The sequence below is a fragment of the Desulfomicrobium macestii genome (genome assembly GCF_014873765.1).
GTDB classification, from domain to species: Bacteria; Desulfobacterota; Desulfovibrionia; order Desulfovibrionales; family Desulfomicrobiaceae; genus Desulfomicrobium; species Desulfomicrobium macestii.
In genome coordinates this window covers 67,832-87,587 of sequence record NZ_JADBGG010000017.1, presented here as the reverse complement: position 1 = coordinate 87,587, position 19,756 = coordinate 67,832, and the positions used below count along the sequence as shown (strand labels likewise).

The window sequence follows — 19,756 nt, the reverse complement described above, 5'->3', positions numbered from 1 at the left end:
GGCTATTTCCAGCCGCCCTGGTGCGAACCCAGCTTCCTGCCGTCCCGGCTGAATTCAAACCTGTCCGGATACAGCACGCCCGAGATGTTTCGTGACGGATCAAAGATCGTGACGGAGCCATGCGTGCTCGACCCGCCCTTCTCCTCGAATTCGAACAGCACCTTGCCGCCATCGTGCTCGATCCAGCGCACGCCCTTGGCCGTGGTCCTGCGTTCCAGATAATGGCCCGGATTCGACGCGCTCACCCAGCGCATCCCCTCTCGATATTTCTGCCCGGTGGTCAGGGCCTTGCCGTCGCCCGGCACGGCCTGACCATTGACGCGAAAGGTTTTCAGCAGCGCATCGATGGTGGCCTGATTGCCGCCCGGTCCACGAAAGACCACCAGAGCCACGCCCCGGTTGCCGGACATGGGCGGAAAAAGCAGGTTCATGGCAGGGCCATCGTCGACCCGCAGGACTTCCACCCCACCCAGGCGCAAGGTTCGAGATCCGGATAGATCGGATTTGGCACGGGCGTAATCGATCGAGACTCCTCCGGATAACCCATGCAGAGGCGCATCAAAACTGCCGTCCCAGTAAAGATTAAGTTCCTCCACGCTCGGCTCTTTCATGGTCTTGTGTCCCCATGATGCCGGAACCGCGAAGCTCACATTGCCTATGGTCACGGCTTTCCAGCCCGCCCCGCCAGATGTTTTCGCATCGGCTTCGTTGTCTGGTGACGCGGATGAAAGGGGCGGGGACGTTTGCTGACCAGCCGTCTGTGACTCTTCCTGCGGAGCCGGTTTGCTGGAAGACCATTTATACAATCCTTTTGAACCTTTCTGCGTAAACGTTCCGCTCATGCTCATGGCGCCATCGGGCCCGACCGTGAGCGTTCCCGTATAATCCTGACGCTGGGGAATATCGCGGGTGAAGGTGACTTTGTTTCCGTCAACCAACCCGTTTATCAGCGGGTTTCCATGCATGACTCCGGAAAATGCATTGCCGCCCTGCTTGCCGACGATCAATTTTGTCGTGTGCCCGTTCCCGACATGATTCCATTCGCCAAGCATATTGATGGAGCTTGCGGCCGGGGCGACATCCGCGTCCCTGGCTGCCGCAGGTGGCGCGGCTGACGGTGCCTCGGCGGCGGGCCCCTTCTCCGGAACGGACGGCACAGCCTGGACGGGCCCGACCCGTGTCGCCGACCATGTGGTTGAACCCTTGCCGTTCTGGGAGAACGAGCCCTTCATCACATCCTTCCCCGCATCATCGACCCCAAGAGTACCTGTGAAGTCCTGACGCAGGTTGGCGAACCGCTTCCAGCCAGTCCTGACGAAGGAGATCCTGGTTCCATCGATGAGGCCCTCAATCACGGTGTCGTGATCAGGCTGATCGGGATAGGCACGGCCGGAAAAGCCCGCTCCGCCCTGTTCCAGAATCAGCAGCTTCCCCTTGTGGCCGGGGCTCAGAATCTCCCACTCGCCCACCAGACTGCCCGACTTCGTCGCGTCAGCATGTTGTTTGGCCGGCAGAGTGTCCACAGGCTTGGTCGAAGCTGGTTCAGTCTGGACGGATTTACCGGAAGTCGCAGGCTTTGAGCCCTTGGTCACAGCCACATATTTTTCCAGGGTCTTGACCCGGTTCTCGATGGCCGGATCCGCATGAAGCTTCAGGCCTTCCCTGTATTTCTGCAACGCCCCGACATAGTCGTTCTCAAGCTGCAATTTTTCGGCTTCCTGCCACAATTCCCTTGCGGCCTGCTCCCCTGCCGCAGATCCGGCCGGACCGCTCTGGCCCGAAGCTGCCCCGGCCGCTTCATCGCGCAGCATGTCGCGCCACTGCGCAAACTGCTGGTTATTCGGCTGCAGGGCCACGGCCTCATCGGCCAGGCGCGTGCCACGCTCGATGTCGGCGGGCGAGCGCGTCTTGGTTTTGATCACGGTTTCAAGCAGGGGCACGATCTCGCGCAGGCGCTTGTCGGCCTTGGCGGCCCTGGCCTGCAGTTCCCTGGCCTCCCTGTATTCCGGCTCGATTCCACTGAATACATTGTTCCAGTTCAGAAATCCCTGCTCGAAACGCTTCACTGCACCGGCATAGTCGTACTCTTTGACCATATCCCCGGCTTCCCGCAGCAGCGTGACCTGCACCATTTTTTGGGTCTGCCACTTGCGCGCCCAATTCTCGTTCTGCTTGAGCTCCTTTTCCGAGTGGGGAGCAATGACCGTCGAGGTCCGCCAAGCAGCCGCCATTTCAAGAGCCTTGCCGAACTCCTTCTTTTCGATTGCCTCGCGGATCTCGTAATTTTTCTGGTTGACCTCCTGGTTCCAGGCGCTCCAGTGTTTCCTGAGCGTCTCCTCCATCTCACGGATGGGCGGATAGTACGTGTTCAGATTCTGGGCGACAGTAAGCTCCCTTTGCGCCTCGTTGTACCTCCTCTCTTCCATGAACTTCCTGGTCTTCTCCAGCTGCGCATGAATCCTTTCCTTCTCACTTCGCAGCTTGTCCGCCAGTGCCTTGGCCGCCGTGTTCTTGGGATCAAGCCGGGCTGCTTCCTCGGCGTCCCCTATGGCGCCGTCGTAATCGCCCTTGCGCGCCTTGGCCGGAGCGTTCTGCACCAGTTTTTGCGCTTCGCCGCCGGCTTGCGCCTTCTGCTCGCCCTGCCTGACGGCTTCCTGGGTCACGCTGGCGCTGAAACTGCCCTGCCCGACTCCCAGCTCCACATCGTTGCGGTCGCGCACGGTCACGGACAACTCGCATGTCCCGGCGGCGTTGGCGGTGACGCGGGCCACGCTTGAACTTGGGTTGCTGACGCGGCAGGGGCCATTCTCGACTTTCCACTGGTATTTGACCGGCCCGCTGAGTGCAGCAGGCTGCAAGGCCACGGAGAATTCCACGATCTGGTCCACGGCGATGGCCTTGTCCACGGTCACAAGGCCCACCCCTTCCTTCCAGACCCGAGGCGGCGGTCCCTGCGCCTTGGGCGCGGAAACCGTGACCGCATACTTCCTGGCGGCAACGGAGGCCTTGGCCTCGCCCAGATCCTCGCCGCTGAAGGGCACGCGCGCACTGACCTGGATTTCGGCCGCCTTTTCATCCTTCAAGTAAAAGACGAGCTCTCTGTTATCCTTGGAGGTCGATATGTGCTTGGCATTGCCGGGCACGGGCATCCAGCGAAAATCAATGTCCTTGACCTCGGGTTTGACCGTAAGCCTGGCCTTGACCTCCTGCCCCACGAAGGGAGCTTTTGGCTCCATGGACAACTCCAGGACGGGCTTTTGAATCTCGATTTCCAGCTGATCGGAAGTTGCGATGGTGCCCGTCTTGTCCACGGCAGTGACCCACACGCCGACCTTTCCGGGCACGGAGAACACGGCCGTGGTCGAGGCCGAGGGTCCCTCATGGGGCGTGAAGGCCACGTCCGGGTGCGGCTCGAACTGGTAGCGCACCTCGCCCTCGGGCTTGTCGCCGCTCAAAGTGGCCTTGAAGGTCACGGGAATGCCGACGATCACAGGCCCCGACGCGGGAGACACGCGGGTCAGGGTGAGCTGATATTTCTTATCCTTTTCCTTTTCCTCGTCGGCCTGCTCAACTTGAACGACGGGAACTCCTGCCGTGACCGGGCTCTCCTGCTCGGTCTCGTGCAGGCTGAGGCCCTGGATAATGCCCAAAGCCTCGCCCCGAGCCGCCTTGACTTGGGCCAGGGCGTTGTCCTTGCCGGAATTGTCCCAGCAGCTTCCGGCCGAGACGCTGAAATTGACGCTGATCATGCGCCGCTCGGTCTCGTGCAGGACGATGGCATAGCCAAAAGAGTGAGCCGTTCCGTCCCGGTACCCGGCCATGGGATTGCCAAAGCCGTTCTTGTACTTGAAGGTGGTGGTGATCATGCGGCCCTTGTACTTGCCGATGGAAAAAGACTGAATGCCCTCTTCGTCTGGATAGAAGCCGTTGTTTTCGACGAGATAGCGCAACTTGGCGTCGATCTCTCCGGGCTTGGGCACAAAACTGCTTTCAAGCTTGGCGCTGATGGTTCCGCGCACGGTCTGCGGCCGACACATATCGGATTTGCCCGCGATCTCGCGAGTCATCCTGACCGCCCAGAGACGTGCCCTGTTATGTTCGATCTTCCAGCCACCTGACAGGCTCGACTTGAACCAGGCTTCCTCCGCCGCAGGCCGTGCGGACGACTGTCCGGGAGCCTGACCGTCTCCGGCTGGAGTCGCATCGACAGCCTGTTTTTCTGGCGGCTTCACGTCTTTTTCCTGCTCATCCTTGGCCTTCGGCTGCGGATCTGCTTCCACGGTTTTCTTCTGCTTGTCCTGTTCCTTGTCCGCGCCCTCCGCTGCCTCGGGCTCCTTTTCGGTTTTAGGCGGAAGCGCTTGATCCTGCACGACAAACCCTGCCCGTCCCGAAGCCAGCACAAGCATCTCGCCATCCGGTCCGGCCACGACCAGATCGACCACGGCAGCCCCTTTACCGGGCTTCCCTGCGCTGAGTCCGACAGAGGACAGGTCCCTGGCGTCCAGTTCGCAGTTTTCGCAACGCCAGCGATAACCAAACCCGGCGTCTCCGAAAAAACGTTCAGGAACGGCGGCCACAGCCGTCAGCTTTTGTCCCGGAGCAGCCTCGGCGGGCTGAACGCTTACAGACAGGAAGCCGTCTCCGGCGCGCACGGGCAGGGTCAGGGCCAGCGCCCCCTGGGCCTTGGTGACGCCCGTCTGCTCAAAAAGGACAGTGATCGTGACCGGTTCAAGCTGCGGGGTGGTAATCCTGGCATGCAGGACGTCATCGTTTCTGACCGTGTTGTGCGGCCCGGCCGACCAGGTGAGTTTCAGGCTTCCATCAGCCAGGGACTCGGCCAGACGTTTGTCGTTCAGCAGCAGTTCAGCCTTGAGCGGGGTGTCCAGCACAAAGAAATTCCGATCCGTTTTCAGGATCGCCCCCTTGTCCACCTGATCCTGCAATTCCAGACTCAAGCCATAAAGAGCCCTGACCTTTTCCAGTGCCTGCGCGTATTCCTTTTCAAAGGCGGAACTCCTGGTCGTTCCGGGATTGTCGGAAGCGTCAAGCACGGTTCTCCAGGGAAAAACCACGCCACACAAAATCTCAAACGCCTGCCCGTCAACGGGATCATTCACATCGGGCGTATGTTTGGCTATCCTGATCAAATCCCGCCTGATCATACCCAGATCCAGGGCGAACCCTTCCTTGGACTGCTCCGCCTTGCGCAGATCATCGACAGGATCACCGGTCCATGCGAAACCAAGCGGCTTGACCCTTGAGTAACCGGTTCTTTCTTCAATACCCGGCTGAATTGGAACGCTCAGATTCCAGATGCGCTGATAGAGGTTCAAGGCATTCTGCCAGTATTCTCCCGAAGCAAGCAGCTTATCTTCCGCGGTTCCCTGACTCAGCTTGTCTCCTTCCCTGCCAGCCTGAGTGCCGACGACATCGGCCAGGCGGACCTCCAAGGAAGATCCCCGCATCTGTTCAAACTTCTCCTGCAAAGCGGCGAGCTGCCCAGGCAATTCCCGGGAAGCGTCGAGAGTGGCCCTCTTTTCCTCGGCCATCAGGATGAGCTGCGGCACCATGATGGTCTGGGCCACTATGGTGCGCCGATCAGCCATCTGTTGCTTGAGATGCTCGTACAGCCTGGCCCACGGCTGGCCCTTGGCCGCTTTGACTACAAACTCGAATCCTGCGAGATAATTGAGATATCCGACCCATGCCCCTCCAAGGTCGCCCCTGGAAAAATATTTGGAGGCCTCGCTCCAGTTTATGGCGTCCAAGTGCTGCTGGATGGCCAGGCGCATCTGCTGAACGGTGGCGTCATTGGGAACAAACTGTTCATCCAGGACCTTGAAGGATTTTTCCGAAAGGTTGTTTATGTAATACTCAAACCCGGAGATTGCATGTCGAACCTTGACCGCCTTGGTCTTGAACAAAAAATCGTATATTTGATCACGGTCGAAGTACTGGCCATCGGGAAGGGAAACGCCCTTGAGATGCGGCTTGCCGTCAACGTCCTCGAATTCACTCGTGTACACCAGAACATCGACCAGTCCTTCCCCGATGCTTTGCAGCTGAATGGCGCCCCCCACGGTCCACGACAGATACAGAACGTCCCCAGCCAGGACAAAGGGCCAGGCGGGAGTAAAATAGAGAGCCTCCTTGGCGAACATGAGCACCGTTGACGGAGTGAGGCCTTCGGTGCCCAGCGACTTGACGGACATGCCTCCGGGCACGAAATCAATGAGCACGAAGGCGGCGGTGCTCAGGTCCTTCATTTCTCCGCGCTGCCACTCCTGGTACATGGTATAGGCGGCAAAAGGCGCCAGCGAGATGCCCTCGACCAGGAATTTCTTGGCGGTATTGCTGGTGAGCATTTTCCATAGAAAATCGTCGCCGTGCTGCTCGGCAAGAATTTTCCGCAACTGGGTCGCGCCCTCGGCACCTTTTCCGGGCAGGCGTTTCGCCCCGACTTCGGTCAGGGTCTGCCGCAGCTGGCGACCCTCCGGACCGGCCTTGCGCATCCCCTCGACGAGCCCTTCGGCTGTCCGCGCCTCTGTCCATACCGCCACGGCATTTCCCACCGCAGCCTCCGCTCCCTTGGGGGAAAGCGTGGCCGCGTCAAAAGTTGCCGTATAGAGCACCTTGTAAAACAGGTTGATGTCGGCGTCAGAGCCCAGATTTCTGAGGATCGTCGGCACCACTTCGTCGATGACCTTCTTGTGGCCGGTCTGGTTGAACAGTGCGAATCCCGCGGCCATTTCGCGAATCATGCGCCGCAGTTCAGGATGGCCGGCAATATTGACCGCGCCCTTGCCCGCCTCTTTTTCCGCTTGGGCAACCATCTTCTGCAGTTTGCGGGTCGTGCTCAGCATCACGGCTTCGAAGGCATCGCTCTGCAAGGTCACCGGATTTCTGCGCTTGAGAAAAGCGGCCGCCGCCTGACCCGTCTTGTCGTCATATACGTCTTTGAGCTCTTGCCCGAGCGTCTTGAAATACGAAGAGCTGCGCCCACCACCGATGAGTTCCGCCTCACCGAGAGATCCGGCTGCGTCCAGGGCGGCATGGATGCGGAGCAGGTATTTGACCTTCTCCCGCTGCGCGCCGGTCTTTTCCATCTGGCGCACGGCGCTGGCATACATGGTCAGGGGCCCGAATTTCTTGAGATCTTCCGCGATGGTGGCCACGTCCATGATTTCGGCCAGAGAGCTGCCCGCATTCTTGGCGACGTAGTCCTGAACCGTCTGGGCCACGGGAACGACTTTTCCGCCCTTCCTGGTCAATATGACCGCGCCCCCCTTTTCCACCATTTCCTGACGGATCCTTCCGAAACCGGCAGCCCCCACGAAAGCCTCCCTGTTGCGAATCTGCTCCACCAGCAAATCGTAACTGGTGGAGTCGGTGATGGTCGACAGAGAGAATGCCGTGCACCGGGCGTTGCCAAGCCCCTTGCTCTTTTTCAGCACGTTGAAGCGTTCGGCCGCTTCTTTCGCCCGCGCGCCGACAAAGGAAATATCGTCATCGGAAACCAGCAGATCGTAACGGATATCCTTTATCTCATTGCCGCTCAGCTGCATATGCCGCGAACCGGACGATCCCGTCCGGACGACCATTTCAACGCCCTCCCCAAGTTCCTCGGCCACCTGCAAGGCCAGTTCATCCGCCAGCTTGAACTGACGTCGATCCATGGCATCGAAAACTCTTTTCTTGAATTCAAGACCACTATCACCACCTCCGCCAATGCGGACGGCCTCTTGTGCAAACAGCTCCCGAATGTTCTGCTTGTCACGGTTCACAATCTCTTGCAGGGCGTTGATGACTTCCGGAGGCGTATGTGCAGGGGAAGATAGACATTGCTGCAACAATTGCGTCACCTCAGGATCCAATTCATCCGCAGCAGCGTTACATGCCAAAAGAACAGGCATGAATAACGACAAGACACAAACAGCAATTTTTTGACGTATCATGGATTTTCCTTTCATACCCAGGAAATGCATCTGCAATTTTTCCCAAGATTTAATGATGCTCCATCAGTTCTATCAACGCGATGACCGGTAATCTTCCAGAATCCAGCATCAGCTTCCAGACAATTGAACCGATACCCGCAAATACCGCGTCGGGCAAGCCAAAGGCCTGTTCAGGACACTGCCCTCGCCAGCGCAATTGCATTTTTCCCTGAACTTATATATAGTTTATATTCAAATAATTAAAACAACTTATCTGGAGTCAGCGCCGCATGATCAAGTCAAATTGCGTTCAAGTACGAGCCTGCATTCGCGCCACGCTCTTTCTGTGCCTCCTTTGCATCTTCAGCGCCGCTTCGGCCCTTGGGCAAAGTGGACAGAGTCCCGTTACGGCAGCGGCCGGTTCTGGCGCCACAGTTTCGGGAAGGACCGTTTCCGCGGCTGCCGTCTCCCAGGCAGCCGGAGCGGATGCGGCCCTGCGCGGCCTGGCCGAGAAAAACGCCCTGACCGTGCGCGCCCTGGTCGGCTACGGCCGCATCCCCGCCGCCGACATGGCGCCCCTGGCCGGACTGCGCGGCAAGGGCATCGATGTGCTCGGGGCCACGCCCGAGCAGCTTGGCGCCATCCTCAAGGAGCACGGCGCGGCGCTCTCCCCAGCTGAGCGGGACAGCCTGGGCCGGGTCGTCGAGGTCATGCGGGAGGCTGGAGCTATGGAGACGACCGCGGACAGCGCTCCACAGGAGACTGCCTCAGGCTTCACGCAAGGCGAACCGAGCGATGACGAGGCCCTGGAGGCGGAACTGGCCGCGATCCTGGCCGAAGAGGTCCCGGAAATCCCGGCACAGGAGGACGAATCCGCGCCGATCCGGGACAACGCCGTTGCCAATACAGCAGGCGTCTCCTTCACCGCCTCAAACGTCGAGTCGGCCGCCCTGCCGCCCATGAAGCCCGCCCCCTTCCTGGACATCAACGCCCTGACCCCTACCCAGTGGGACGGAGCCGTGGCCGCGGCCATGGAAGGCATGCGCATGGTCTACGGCCCCATGTCCGAAGCCGAGGAGGAATCCTTCCGCAAGACCTGGGGCGTGCTGCGCCAGTACCCTTCCCCGGACGCCGTGGACTACCTGAACAAATTCAACCCGCTGCTGGGCGAGTTCCTGTCCCTGCGCGGGGCCGTGGCCGAGGCCGGAGCCCGGCTCGAAGAGGCCGTGGAGGAGATCGCCTGGGCGGCCGAGGCCGACGACCCGGCCCTGGCCATGAACGCCATGACCCTGGCCCGGCAACACCGCAACACGATCCTGTCCTGCCAGAAGCGCCTGGACGAGATCGTGGCCGAACTGGTCGCCCTGGGCAATCCGCCCGACGGCAAGGCTCTGATGGCCGAAGGCCAGAAGCAGTACAAGAGCGCCAAGGATTTTCTGCGGGCCCTGGTGGAGCAGCCGGGCCCCGAAGGCGAATGGGTCGGCTACATCATCTACCCCAAATACTTCGTGGGCAAGGACGGCGGTGCCATCAAGCATCAGCCCTACCACTTCCTGATTTATTCCCATGGAGAGCCCAAAAAGTATTCCGGAATCGCTCTGGACACAGGCACCTACGACGATAAGGAATACGGCTACGTCGAGGGCATCGATCTGGACACCGTCGATATGCTGTCCGGCCTGGAGGGCGATACAATCAATTACACATTCACGGACGAGGACGGGGAACCATGGATCCTCCACGCCCAGCGCTACACGGGCGGTCCTTTCCCGGAATTTTCCGAGATCTCCCAGGACCTGTTCGAGGAGGCTCGCATCAAGAACGACCGCATCCAAGCGGAACGTCTGGAAGCAGCCAAGCTCATCGAAGACCCCGAGGCTCAGCTGAAGGAGATCCTCGGTGCGGGCATCGGCCACGAACTGAACGACTCGTCCATTCAGGAAGCCCTGGCCCATTACCGCATGCGCGAATCCTTCCATGCCGCCGCCGTGAAGTGGGCTTCCATGAGTGAAAAGCTGGCCGACTCCGAAGAGGCCCGCCTGAAACAGTTCGACGCGCTTATTGCCGGCGGCGCCCCGCAGCAGGTCGCCGAGGCAGGCACCGCAAAGCAGAAGCCCCAGGAAGAGAAAAAGGAGGAAGCCAAGGAAGCGCAGGAACCCGAGGTCGCAATTGGCCCCGAGGACACACCCCTGCACATCGTCGACGACCTGCCCGCCGAAGATCGGCGCGTCATCGACCAGGAGGCCATCGATTTCCACTCGGCCAACGTGGCCATCATCCAGCGCAACATGGACAGGGACATCGCCGACATCACAAAGGAAACGAACCCTGACCGCCGCCACGACCTGGAGATGCGCGTCCTCAACGCCAAGGCCAACCTCCAGTCCGAACAGGACCGCATCGAGACCCTCAAGACCGGCGTCATCGTGCACACCCGCTCCGAGTGGGACGACTTCGCCCGCAGCCAGTTCATCCAGAACATCGCCGCCGACCAGCGCAAGATGGAGAAGGTCGACCGGGCCATGAAGAAGGCTCTGGCCATGGCCGACACCCTGCCCTACGACAAGGCCGCCCAGGTGCGCGCGATCGTGGCCAAGGGCTTCAGCCCCGAGGTCATGACGGCCACGGACACGGCCAAAGCCTCGGAGGTCATCAAGGAAGTGTACGGGGTAGCCACGGGGCACTGGGAAGGGGAAAAGAAAAAGGCCGACGCCGACGCCGAGTGGGCCGACACCTGTCTGCAAACGGCGGAAACCGTCAAGAGCACTGCGGACAAATCCCTCATGGTCCTGTCCTTCGTGGGCGGTCCGGCCGTGAACAGGGTCTACCAGGGCGCGGTCGGCTACGTCGAGGGTGGCCCCAAGGAAGCCTTCCTGCGTGTGGGCGGTTCCTACAACCAGCTCACCGGCATCGCCGTGGACGGCTACCGGGGCTTCGAGGCCGCCGTAGAGAGCGGCGGCGGCTGGGAGGAAGGCTTCAAGGGCGCGGGCTGGGAAGTTGCAAAGGGCATCGCCATGGACAAGGCCATGGGCTTCGTGGCCAGAGGAGTATCCCGGGGCTATGGAGCCGTGAAGGGTGCCCGCGCCGACGCGCCTGACGCGCCCAAAACGTCGGGCAAGGTCGAGGCCCCGGACGCGCAGAACACGGCGGGCCTCGGCAAGATCAAGCCTTCCGGCATCCCCGATGACGGATTCAACCGGCCCCTGACCGAGGCCGACCGGCAGGCCTACAAGGCGCAGATGGCCGACGCCCGCACGCGCGTCACATCCTACAAGAAAACCTTCGACAAGCTCCAGCAGGCCCGCCGCGACAAGGCCCCGCCCACGGAGATCAAGAAGATCCTGCGCGAACTCGACGACCGTTCGGCCAAGATCCACGCCTCGCCCCAGGCCAAGATGATCATGAAGACCCACCAGCGCAGCCCCAAGAACAAGGAGATGGTCAAGCGCTTCGTGAACAGCATGGACCGCGTCCACAACCGCGTGCAGAAACGCTTCCACGAAAAGATGGACACCGAGTGGGACCGCGAGGGACTCGCCCCCATCCGCAACGCCGACAGCGGCAAGAGCGTCAACACGGACTACGACATCGCACGGCAGGTCAAGTTCGACGAAAACGGGCTGCCCATCGCACCCAGGAAGAACGGCCGCCCAGTGCCCGAAAGTCTTTGGCAAGCCGATGCCCAGAAAAAATGGGACGCGGCCTACGCGGAAGTCACGGGTCAGAACCCCAAACGATCCTGGGAGACGGTGACCACCAAAGGTCACTCCGAAGCCTACAATGATCTGGCTGTCATCGAGAAAAACGGCATCCTGCGGGCCAACAAGGCCTGGGCCGGGCAGACCTCCGACGTCAACCAGTTCAAGGGCGACCATCTGCGCGGCGACCCCAACTTCAGCCGCGTCGAGAAACACGTGGAGGTCTCGCGCAGCACGTCCAAGGAATGCCAGAAACGCCTGCTGCCCCTCATGGAAGACAAGACCCCGCCCAAGACGGACAAGGCCAACTACGAGGCCTTCATGAAGCACAAGAACTACTGGGAAAAGATGAACAAGATCATGGAAGACATGGGCTCGGGCCGCCTCGACCCCCTGGAGGGCGACCGCCGTATCCGCCTGCTCTCGGGCGGAAAGAGTTCCCTCGAAGTGACGCACGACCTGCGCAATTTCCTGGAGTCGCTGATCAAGTTCGGAAAGTCCTAGGCTGACGGGGCGCGAGGCACATCACGGGCCCCTCTGCAAAAAGACAGGCCGGGCACCGCTCATCGCGGTGCCCGGCCTTTTTGATGCGCCCAGGACCGCTTTACCCGGCCAGGCTCACCAGAGTCTCGTGATCCGGCTCGGGGGCCCGGCAGCGGGGGCATGTGCCGATTCCCTGGCTGTAGAGGCTGCCGCAGGCCAGGCAGACTCGGCGGTCGCCGTCCAGCGTGACCTTCTCCGGAACTTCAAGGCCCGAAACCTTGAAAACCCTGTCACCGGGCCGAAAATACTCAAACAGTTCCTGTGAGAGATGCTGGGTGCTTTTTTTCCCGTTGTCGGTCCTGATCCTGGCCATGGGCTTGTAGGAAATGTCGTCGTGCTGGTCCCCGTCACGGCGCACGCGCACCTTTTTCATGAACAGTTCCTCCACCACCCCGATCCAGCTTTTCGCCGTCTGCTTGCGGGACCATTTGGCCAGGAGAAAGGTCACCACGGCCGCGAAGCCGAAGGAATAGAGCACATCCTCGTTTATCTCCCCCATTTCCCACCAGATCACGCCCAGGATCACGGGCATGAGCAGGGCAAAAAAGCCCCAGGCGTAGATGCGCGAGTGCCGGCCGTATTTGCGCAACCAGGCCTCAGTCTGTTCCGGAGTCAGCGGGGCCGCCCCCGAAGAATGTTTTTTGGCCGAAGCTCTTTTTTCCACTGCCATGCCACCTCCTGTGTTCAATGAAAAAGCCCGCTCCTGATCCGGTAGCGGGGCATGTCTGTTCAATCCAGGGAAATGCTCTCACGCCGGAAGTGCGTCCCGTCGATGGCCAGGTACTCGAGACCACCTTTCACGAACACCGCGCGAGGCGGAATGATGTCATGGACGCGGTCCTCGCCGCCGAAGACGACAATATGCATCTTCTTGTCCTTGTCGCGGGTGAAGTAGACCAGATGACGCCCGTCGGGGCTGAACTGCGGGGGCTCATCGTCGAAGATGTCCCGCACCTCCGGCCCGGCCGTGCCGTCGAGGTAGGCGCGCGAGGATTTCTTCTGCTTCTCCAGCCAGGCCACCCTGGTCCCGTCGGGGCTGAAGACGATGCGCGCGGGTGAGCCCTGCCCTCGGCCGACTTCCTTGCCGTCCACGACGACAACATATTCCTCGTCACTAAGCTTAAAGCCCGCAGCCCAGCGGCTGCCGTCGGGGCTGAAGGTCTCGCCGATGACGCTTTTGAGCGCTCCGAAACCGTGGGAAAAGATCTGCCCATCGACCACCAGAAAAGCTTCGTCCTCCTTCTTGGCCGAATAGATGTGCCGCTGGCCGTCGGCGCTGAAGGTGGCCGGATCCCAGATGGAACTGAAATCAGGGCCGATCTGCCCATTGATAACCATTGACCTCACCATGTCGGACTGCGCGACATAGGCGTAATAGGCGCTGTCGGGGGTCACCGTGAACTTGTAGCCGGAGCCCATGGTGGGCTTCAATTCTTCCCCATCGCGCACCAGAAAGCGGTCCCCGCCCTCCTTTTCGGCGATGTAGTAAAGCTCGGCGCGATTCTGCGTGAAACGCGGAGTGCCGTGAATAGCCGGATACTTCTGCCCCTCGGCACCGTCGGTTGTCACGATCATGGCGAACTCGGCGCCCGTCTGGGGATCGCGCCCCCGCTCGATCCAGGCGCCCTTTCCGCTTCGAGCCACGGCACCTTCCCACATGCGGTTGGACGTCTCACGCACCTGCTTGCCGTCGAGATATACCCGGTACATGCCGTCCACACTGCCTGCCACCAGCACATGGGCCCCGTCATCGCTCATCACCAGAAACTCAAGGTCATCGAAGAGCGAGCCGTCGGCACCGTTGCAGACGGAGAGTTCCTTGTCCCCGAATTCAGCCCTGAAGCAGAAGGTTTCCGCTCCTGACGAAAACTGCATCCCGTATCTCTTGATGTCATCATACCATTTTCCGGGGACACCGTTAACGACAACACGCTTCTTTCCTTCTTTCTCACCATCGATCCAGGCCACGTGGCGCAAGTCGTCGGACAGCTTGATAGCTCCCGTATCCAGGGCGTATTGTGACAGTTCGAAGTCAAACTTTTCCGGTGCAGGAGCCGGACCGGACGTTCCCTTGGCGGTCAGGGACTCTTCCTGGCCCACGGCGTACAGCGCCCCTTCATGCTCGTACACGTCGCCCGGCATGGCCACCACGACCCAGCCAATACGGTGCTGGCTGGTGCTGAGGGTGCCCAGTTGGTTATCTCCGATGAATTTCTTGACCCTGTAAGACATGTATATGCCAAGGACCCGGGGCCCGACTGGGCGGTCGGTGGCGGGGTCGATGCGAGGGGTCCAGCGCACCTCGCCATCTTTACTCTCTTCGAAGCCGATCTCGGCATCGCCGTTGGCGTCATCATGCCGATAGACATAAACCGCCTTGCCGGTCACGCGGTAGGAGACCTTGTCCCGGATCTCCTGCTCGCTCAAGGTGATCTCGGGATTCTCGGGAGCGTCGACGCGGATGACCACCGGAGTGTCCGGAGTGGCGAACCCGAGGACAAGGCTGTATGGGGTGTCGTTTTCAAGCACGGGTTTGACGTTGAGATACTCGGAAAGCTTGTCGAAATAGCGCTTCTCTCCCTCCTGAACGGCCGAAGCCCCGGGCAACACGACCTGTAAACGCCGCTGGAAATAGGGATCGTCCTGCGGTCCTGCGACAGTAAGGCCCTCCGCCTGGAGCTTGACCCTGTACGTTCCCGCAACCTGGTCATTGATGGAAAACTCCACGCCATCCCCCGGCCCGGCATCGCTCGGGGCAACCGGAGGCAGGGAGGCCGTCGTGTCCGTGTCAGCCCCCTGGACAGGCTCGGCCTGAACAGGTTTAACTTGTGCGGACTCGACCTGTGCGGGCTCGGCCTGTGCGTCGCTCGGGCCTTCGACGGGGCCATCCGCAGTCTGGGCCCAGCGCGTCCCCTCACTGCGCACGAGAGTGCCCGCGGGCACGGAAGCGCCCGGCGCGGGCGTCGACCAGTCGAGATGCTCCCCGCCCTCCATGAAGGAGGCCAGCTTCGCCAGCTCGGCCCCGAACTGCGTCAGGGCCGGGTCGGCGCTCCACTGCCGGACCTGATCCAGGTTCGCCCCCAGAAGGTCGAGGCCGGACTCCTGCCGCATCCGCTGCGCCAGCTTGACGTACGTATCGGAAAGGCGGCCCCAGCCCCGCAGGGCGCGGACCGTGACCTTACCCTGCTGCTCCATCTGCAGGAGCCCGTCTGGACCGGTGGCGATCTCGACGGTGGCGGCAAAGGCGACACCGTAGGTCGTACATAACAGACACGAAATCATCCCAAACATCGATACTGCCAATAACTGTACCATGAGAACTCGTCTCATCCTTCCTCCTTGATGATCGATACTTATTCTTCATTCTCCAGAAAGTGAATATATATCGTCTCGAAGTGTGAGTAGTAATTGGATGAGGTGTCAAGCCGTTGCACTTCATACCATTTGAAACCCTGTTTAACGAAATTATTACTGCTGTCGTACCCGAATTCCGCTTCTCCCATGCGTAGAGTACCTCTGTCTTCTTTGAATCCGGAAGCGTAAACATAGTAAAGGCTATAGCTATTGGTTACGGAATGCGGAACGTCATGATTTCTCTTGCCTGCAGTGTGCAGTTTGAAAGGCCCGACCCGCAACTCTTCCTGTCCCCAGACCTCCCCGGATTTGATGTCGATACTTTCGGTATCCATGCTCAAGAGTTCGATCATTCGTCCGTCTTTGGACAGCGTCAAGGCGCCCGTGCCCTTTATCTGGAAATCGCCCGACTTGTAATCCACGGGAAAAGAGATTCTCCCGCCAGGTGTGATGGTCATCTCGAGCGTTTTGAGCGGCATGGTGATTCTCATTTTCGGCGTGTGCTTCAAGATTTCCCATATCTCGCCCGTTACTTCCGTGCCCTGCGTTTCACCGGCCACCTCCACGTCCTTGGACACTTCGGCAATCTTTCCGGAATCGTCCCGAATCCTGAACGTAACGGTCTGCACACCCGGTTCTGCCGGGGCTTCCCAGTAATACACCGCGCCTGTGGACAATCCGTGGCCGCTCATGTCCACCGGCTGGTAGTCGGGGATGCCCCCGGTCAGACTGACCTCGAAATGCGCGACCTCTCCGGGCGCCACCGAATCCGGCCCGCTGACCGTGGCCTGCCCCAGGGGGGGAGTCTGGGCGATCATGCTGTCGATCTGCGCAATCAGCCCCTGCACCTGACTCACCCTGTCTTCAAGCTCGGGATACCGACCAAGTGCCTCCTGAAGCACGGCCAGTGCCTCCTCGACGTGCGTCCGGGCCAGACTCAGATTGCGTCCCTGGCTGGCCAGCCGGTAACCGTACATATACGGCACCCGCGCCCGCGCGATGATCTGGTTGGCGGCTCCGCGCTTCTCGGCCTTGGCCACGATGCCTTTCAAGTCCTGTATTTTTTCGAAAATACCCTCGCTCGGGAAATTCTGTTCCATGGCGTAACGTTCGACCTTGGCCAGATAGTCGGCGGCCTTGGAAACATCGCCGGACTTGAGCAGTTCATCGACCTTGAGCATGCCGCGAATGGCGTTCATGCGCAGCTCCATACTGGCCCACTGCGCCTTCATGGCGGCATTGGCGCGGTCGTACTGAAGCATGATCATCTCCGTGACCAACTCCTTGACCTGCGAACTCGTCCAGCTGACCACAAGGCCTGGCAGGAAGCCACCTCCCAGGGCGGCGGTGGCCGCCGTCCCGGCCGTCTGCGCCGCAAAGCCGAAACCCGTGCCCGTGGCGCTGGCCGCCGCCTCCTCGGCGTCGCTCAGGGCCAAGAGGGCAGGCACGTCGAAGGCCAGAACGAAGACGCCGTCGACAAAGGTGCCTATGACTCCGGGATTCTTGACCAGGTAATCCTTGACGGCGGCCTTGGTTCCCTTTTCGGACAGGAGTTTCCGGGCGGCCCGAAGCTGCGAGGGAGAAAGTTGATTCAGGGCAGTCTTCAGATCGTCGGTCAGATGCGCCGGGACCTTGCCTGTCGCGGTGATGGCATCCTCGACCCGGTTCAGGAGGCTCAGCGCCCTGACCCCGGCATCGTCCAGGGTGTCGCCGCTGTAGGCCACGAGCTTTTTCAGGCCGTCGGGGCCCACATTGTGAAAAGCCCCCGAAGCGCTCTCATCCAGCGCGACGACGGCAAACTCCCGAAGCTTCTTGCTCCGGATCATCTCCAGCAGCTCCTCGCGGTTGGAACCGGCCAGCTTGCCGAGCCTGCCCGCAAACTCCTTGAGCCCGTCCTTGTTCCCCTTCCAGTACTCAAGCGCCGCGCGAACCTCCGCTCCGGCTCCCGCAGGGAGGGAATCGTACGTCAGACCGGCCTTGAGAAAGGATTTCATGACCGCCTTCATGCTGTCGTCCACTACGACCTGCTGTGCGATCTCGGCCTGTGTGGGCTGCTTCAATTCATTGGCGAGAGATGCGCCGCCACCTGCAAGCACCAAAACCAGAAATAAAACGCCCGCCCTTTGCAATGCCCTGATGTTCATTCGAGCCCCCACTGCGCCAGTTGTGATCCTGCCTGGGCGGCTTTGCGTCGCAGCTGCCCCGCCTTTTCCGCATTCTGGGGCACCCACAGACCGGATTCGTATTCATCAGCCAAAAGGGCCATGGCATCGGCATCACCCGCTGCCGCGGCATCCTCAAGCAGGGCCACGGACCGGATCGGATCTGGCGATCCACCAGCGCCAGCCTTGACCGCCAGGGCCAGGCTGACCTTCGCCTTCGGATCGCCGCCTTCTGCCTGAGCACCAAGTTCCCTGATCATTTCGCCAAGATCCTTGGCCTCGCCTTTGCCATCGGCCTTGGCATCGACAACGGAAGGCTCCTGGGCAACGGACGTCTCTGAAGCGGGCTGCTCACCCGAAGGCAACCCTTCATCCATGCGGCTGATCAGCTGTCCCAGAACATCACGCTGGGCTTTGCTGAGGTCAATCTGCCCCTCGTCTGCCTGCCCCAGCCAGGAAGCAAGCTGCGCCCTGTCGGCGGAAATGAGGTCCAGGCCCAATGCACGAAACTCCATGGCCATTCCCACAGTGGACTCCGGGACCAGCTTCCAGGCCCACAGGGCCCTGACTGTGAGCTGCCCTTCGTCCCGCAGCCTGACCAGCTCGGGCGGAAGCGTGTCCACGGCCGGCTCCGAAGCGTGCAGCGGAGAGGCGAGGAAAAGAATAACAAAGCACAACCAAACCCTCATGATTCCTCCACACACGGCACTCATGCCGCGGCAATTCGCATTTCACGATAAAATCAACCTTAATACACTGCTTTTTCGAGCCCATGACAAAGGACTCCCCGGCCTCAGCCAGGGTGCGCCCTTAGCTGACTCTTGAAAAATTCAAAATTCTCAGACCGTTCAAAAATGGTGAGATTTTTTCGCTGACGCAGCAGATCGCCGTTTTTGAACGGGCTGTTAGGGGTGGCCGGACGTCATCCCTGATTGCATGATGCCGTGCGCTCATCGGACTTCCTCGGGGAGAGCCGTGACATAGAGATCGTAGCCGCCTTTACCACCGGGGCGATCGGACGAAAACATGAGCACCCGCAGATCATAAAGGTTCTTGAGCCCCAGGCCGAGGATGGAGGGCCTGAACTCGTTACCAAGGGTGTTCACATGCACATTTTTGGGCATGAATTCCTGAAGGTTGCGGGGCGCCTGCCAACCATTTTCAGACCTGATCGACACAAAGAGGTCAAACCCGCCCAGGGTGCCCGGACGATCGGAGGCCATGAACAGTTGATCGTCATGGACAAAAGGGGCCATGGTGTTGCCGGAGGAAACAAATTCTTCCACCGGTTCGATGCCGTCCGCCCGCGAGGGCTCCGCAAGCCAGTGCGCGAAATCGAGACTGCCGCCCTGATTGCGGTAACGGTAGATGCTGTATTTTCCGGAGCGGTTGGAACTGAAATACAGCTCATGCCGCTTGAAATCGTAGGTGGCGTAGACTTCGTCCGAGTCGGCGCGATTGCCGAAAAAGGGGCGCACATCCCCGGCCGTATCGACCAGATACAGGTTGCGCCGGCCCTCGTGATCCGAATCGAAGACCCACACCCCGCCGCCGGGAAGCTCTCCGGTGCCGTTCCAGGGCAAAGGCTCTTCCGTCAGGAGGTAGCCCCTGGTCATGTGCGGCGGGAAAGGCTCGTCATAAACGCGGGCCGGATCAGCAGGCGGGAACAGGGGCGTCGGCCCGCGCACGTTGCCGGAAAAGAAGGGGATGGCGGAAAAGGCCCCGTAGCGCTCCACGCTCAACTTCGGCGCGGGAGGACGGGCCTGCCTGCGGTCAGGATACGGATTCTGCAAAAGGCGCAGGCGGCCGGTGTCGATGGTGAAATGCTGTCCCTTGCTGTCCGCGTTACTGGCAAAAGCGATGAAGGCGTCCATCTTCAGCGGCGGCGGCCCGGCCACGGCGTTGAAATCGTCGTAGGGGCTATTCAATCCGGCAAGCGCATGAATGCCCGGCTCCATGCGCACCGTGTCGGGCAAGTCCCCGTACAGGGCGTCCATGAGACAGCCGGACAGCACCAGCGGGACCATTGCGGTCAGGGCGAGGCGACGTATCATGCTCGTTCTCC

7 protein-coding genes are annotated in these 19,756 nt (G+C 60.6%); 1 reads left to right on the top strand and 6 read right to left on the bottom strand.

Features of this window, described 5'->3' with window-relative positions; all coding sequences use genetic code 11:
* Nucleotides 1–2: 2 nt before the first annotated feature.
* Nucleotides 3–7,853, bottom strand: a complete 7,851-nt coding sequence (locus tag H4684_RS12015; protein WP_192623923.1) for a tetratricopeptide repeat protein — start codon at nt 7,851–7,853, stop codon at nt 3–5.
* 371 nt (nt 7,854–8,224) lie between these two features.
* Between H4684_RS12015 and H4684_RS12010 the strand changes: the two genes are divergently transcribed.
* Entirely contained in the window at nt 8,225–12,136 is a 3,912-nt protein-coding gene (locus H4684_RS12010; protein ID WP_192623922.1) for a hypothetical protein, read from the top strand.
* Nucleotides 12,137–12,236: 100 nt separating this feature from the next.
* Here the strand turns inward: H4684_RS12010 and H4684_RS12005 are convergent, their stop codons facing one another.
* The 5 genes from H4684_RS12005 to H4684_RS11985 all read right to left on the bottom strand — a co-directional run bounded on the left by H4684_RS12005 (nt 12,237) and on the right by H4684_RS11985 (nt 19,745).
* Entirely contained in the window at nt 12,237–12,845 is a 609-nt protein-coding gene (locus H4684_RS12005) for a hypothetical protein (protein ID WP_192623921.1), read from the bottom strand.
* A gap of 59 nt (nt 12,846–12,904) precedes the next feature.
* Entirely contained in the window at nt 12,905–15,466 is a 2,562-nt protein-coding gene (locus H4684_RS12000) for a TolB family protein (RefSeq protein WP_192623920.1), read from the bottom strand.
* 62 nt (nt 15,467–15,528) lie between these two features.
* Nucleotides 15,529–17,673, bottom strand: coding sequence for a hypothetical protein (locus H4684_RS11995; protein ID WP_192623919.1), 2,145 nt, complete (start codon nt 17,671–17,673; stop codon nt 15,529–15,531).
* Entirely contained in the window at nt 17,670–18,380 is a 711-nt protein-coding gene (locus H4684_RS11990) for a sel1 repeat family protein (protein ID WP_192623918.1), read from the bottom strand. The genes H4684_RS11995 and H4684_RS11990 overlap by 4 nt, the downstream gene beginning before the upstream one ends.
* 261 nt (nt 18,381–18,641) lie before the next feature.
* Complete coding sequence (locus H4684_RS11985) at nt 18,642–19,745, bottom strand: TolB-like translocation protein (RefSeq protein WP_192623917.1); 1,104 nt, start codon at nt 19,743–19,745, stop codon at nt 18,642–18,644.
* Between the last annotated feature and the right edge of the window lie 11 nt (nt 19,746–19,756).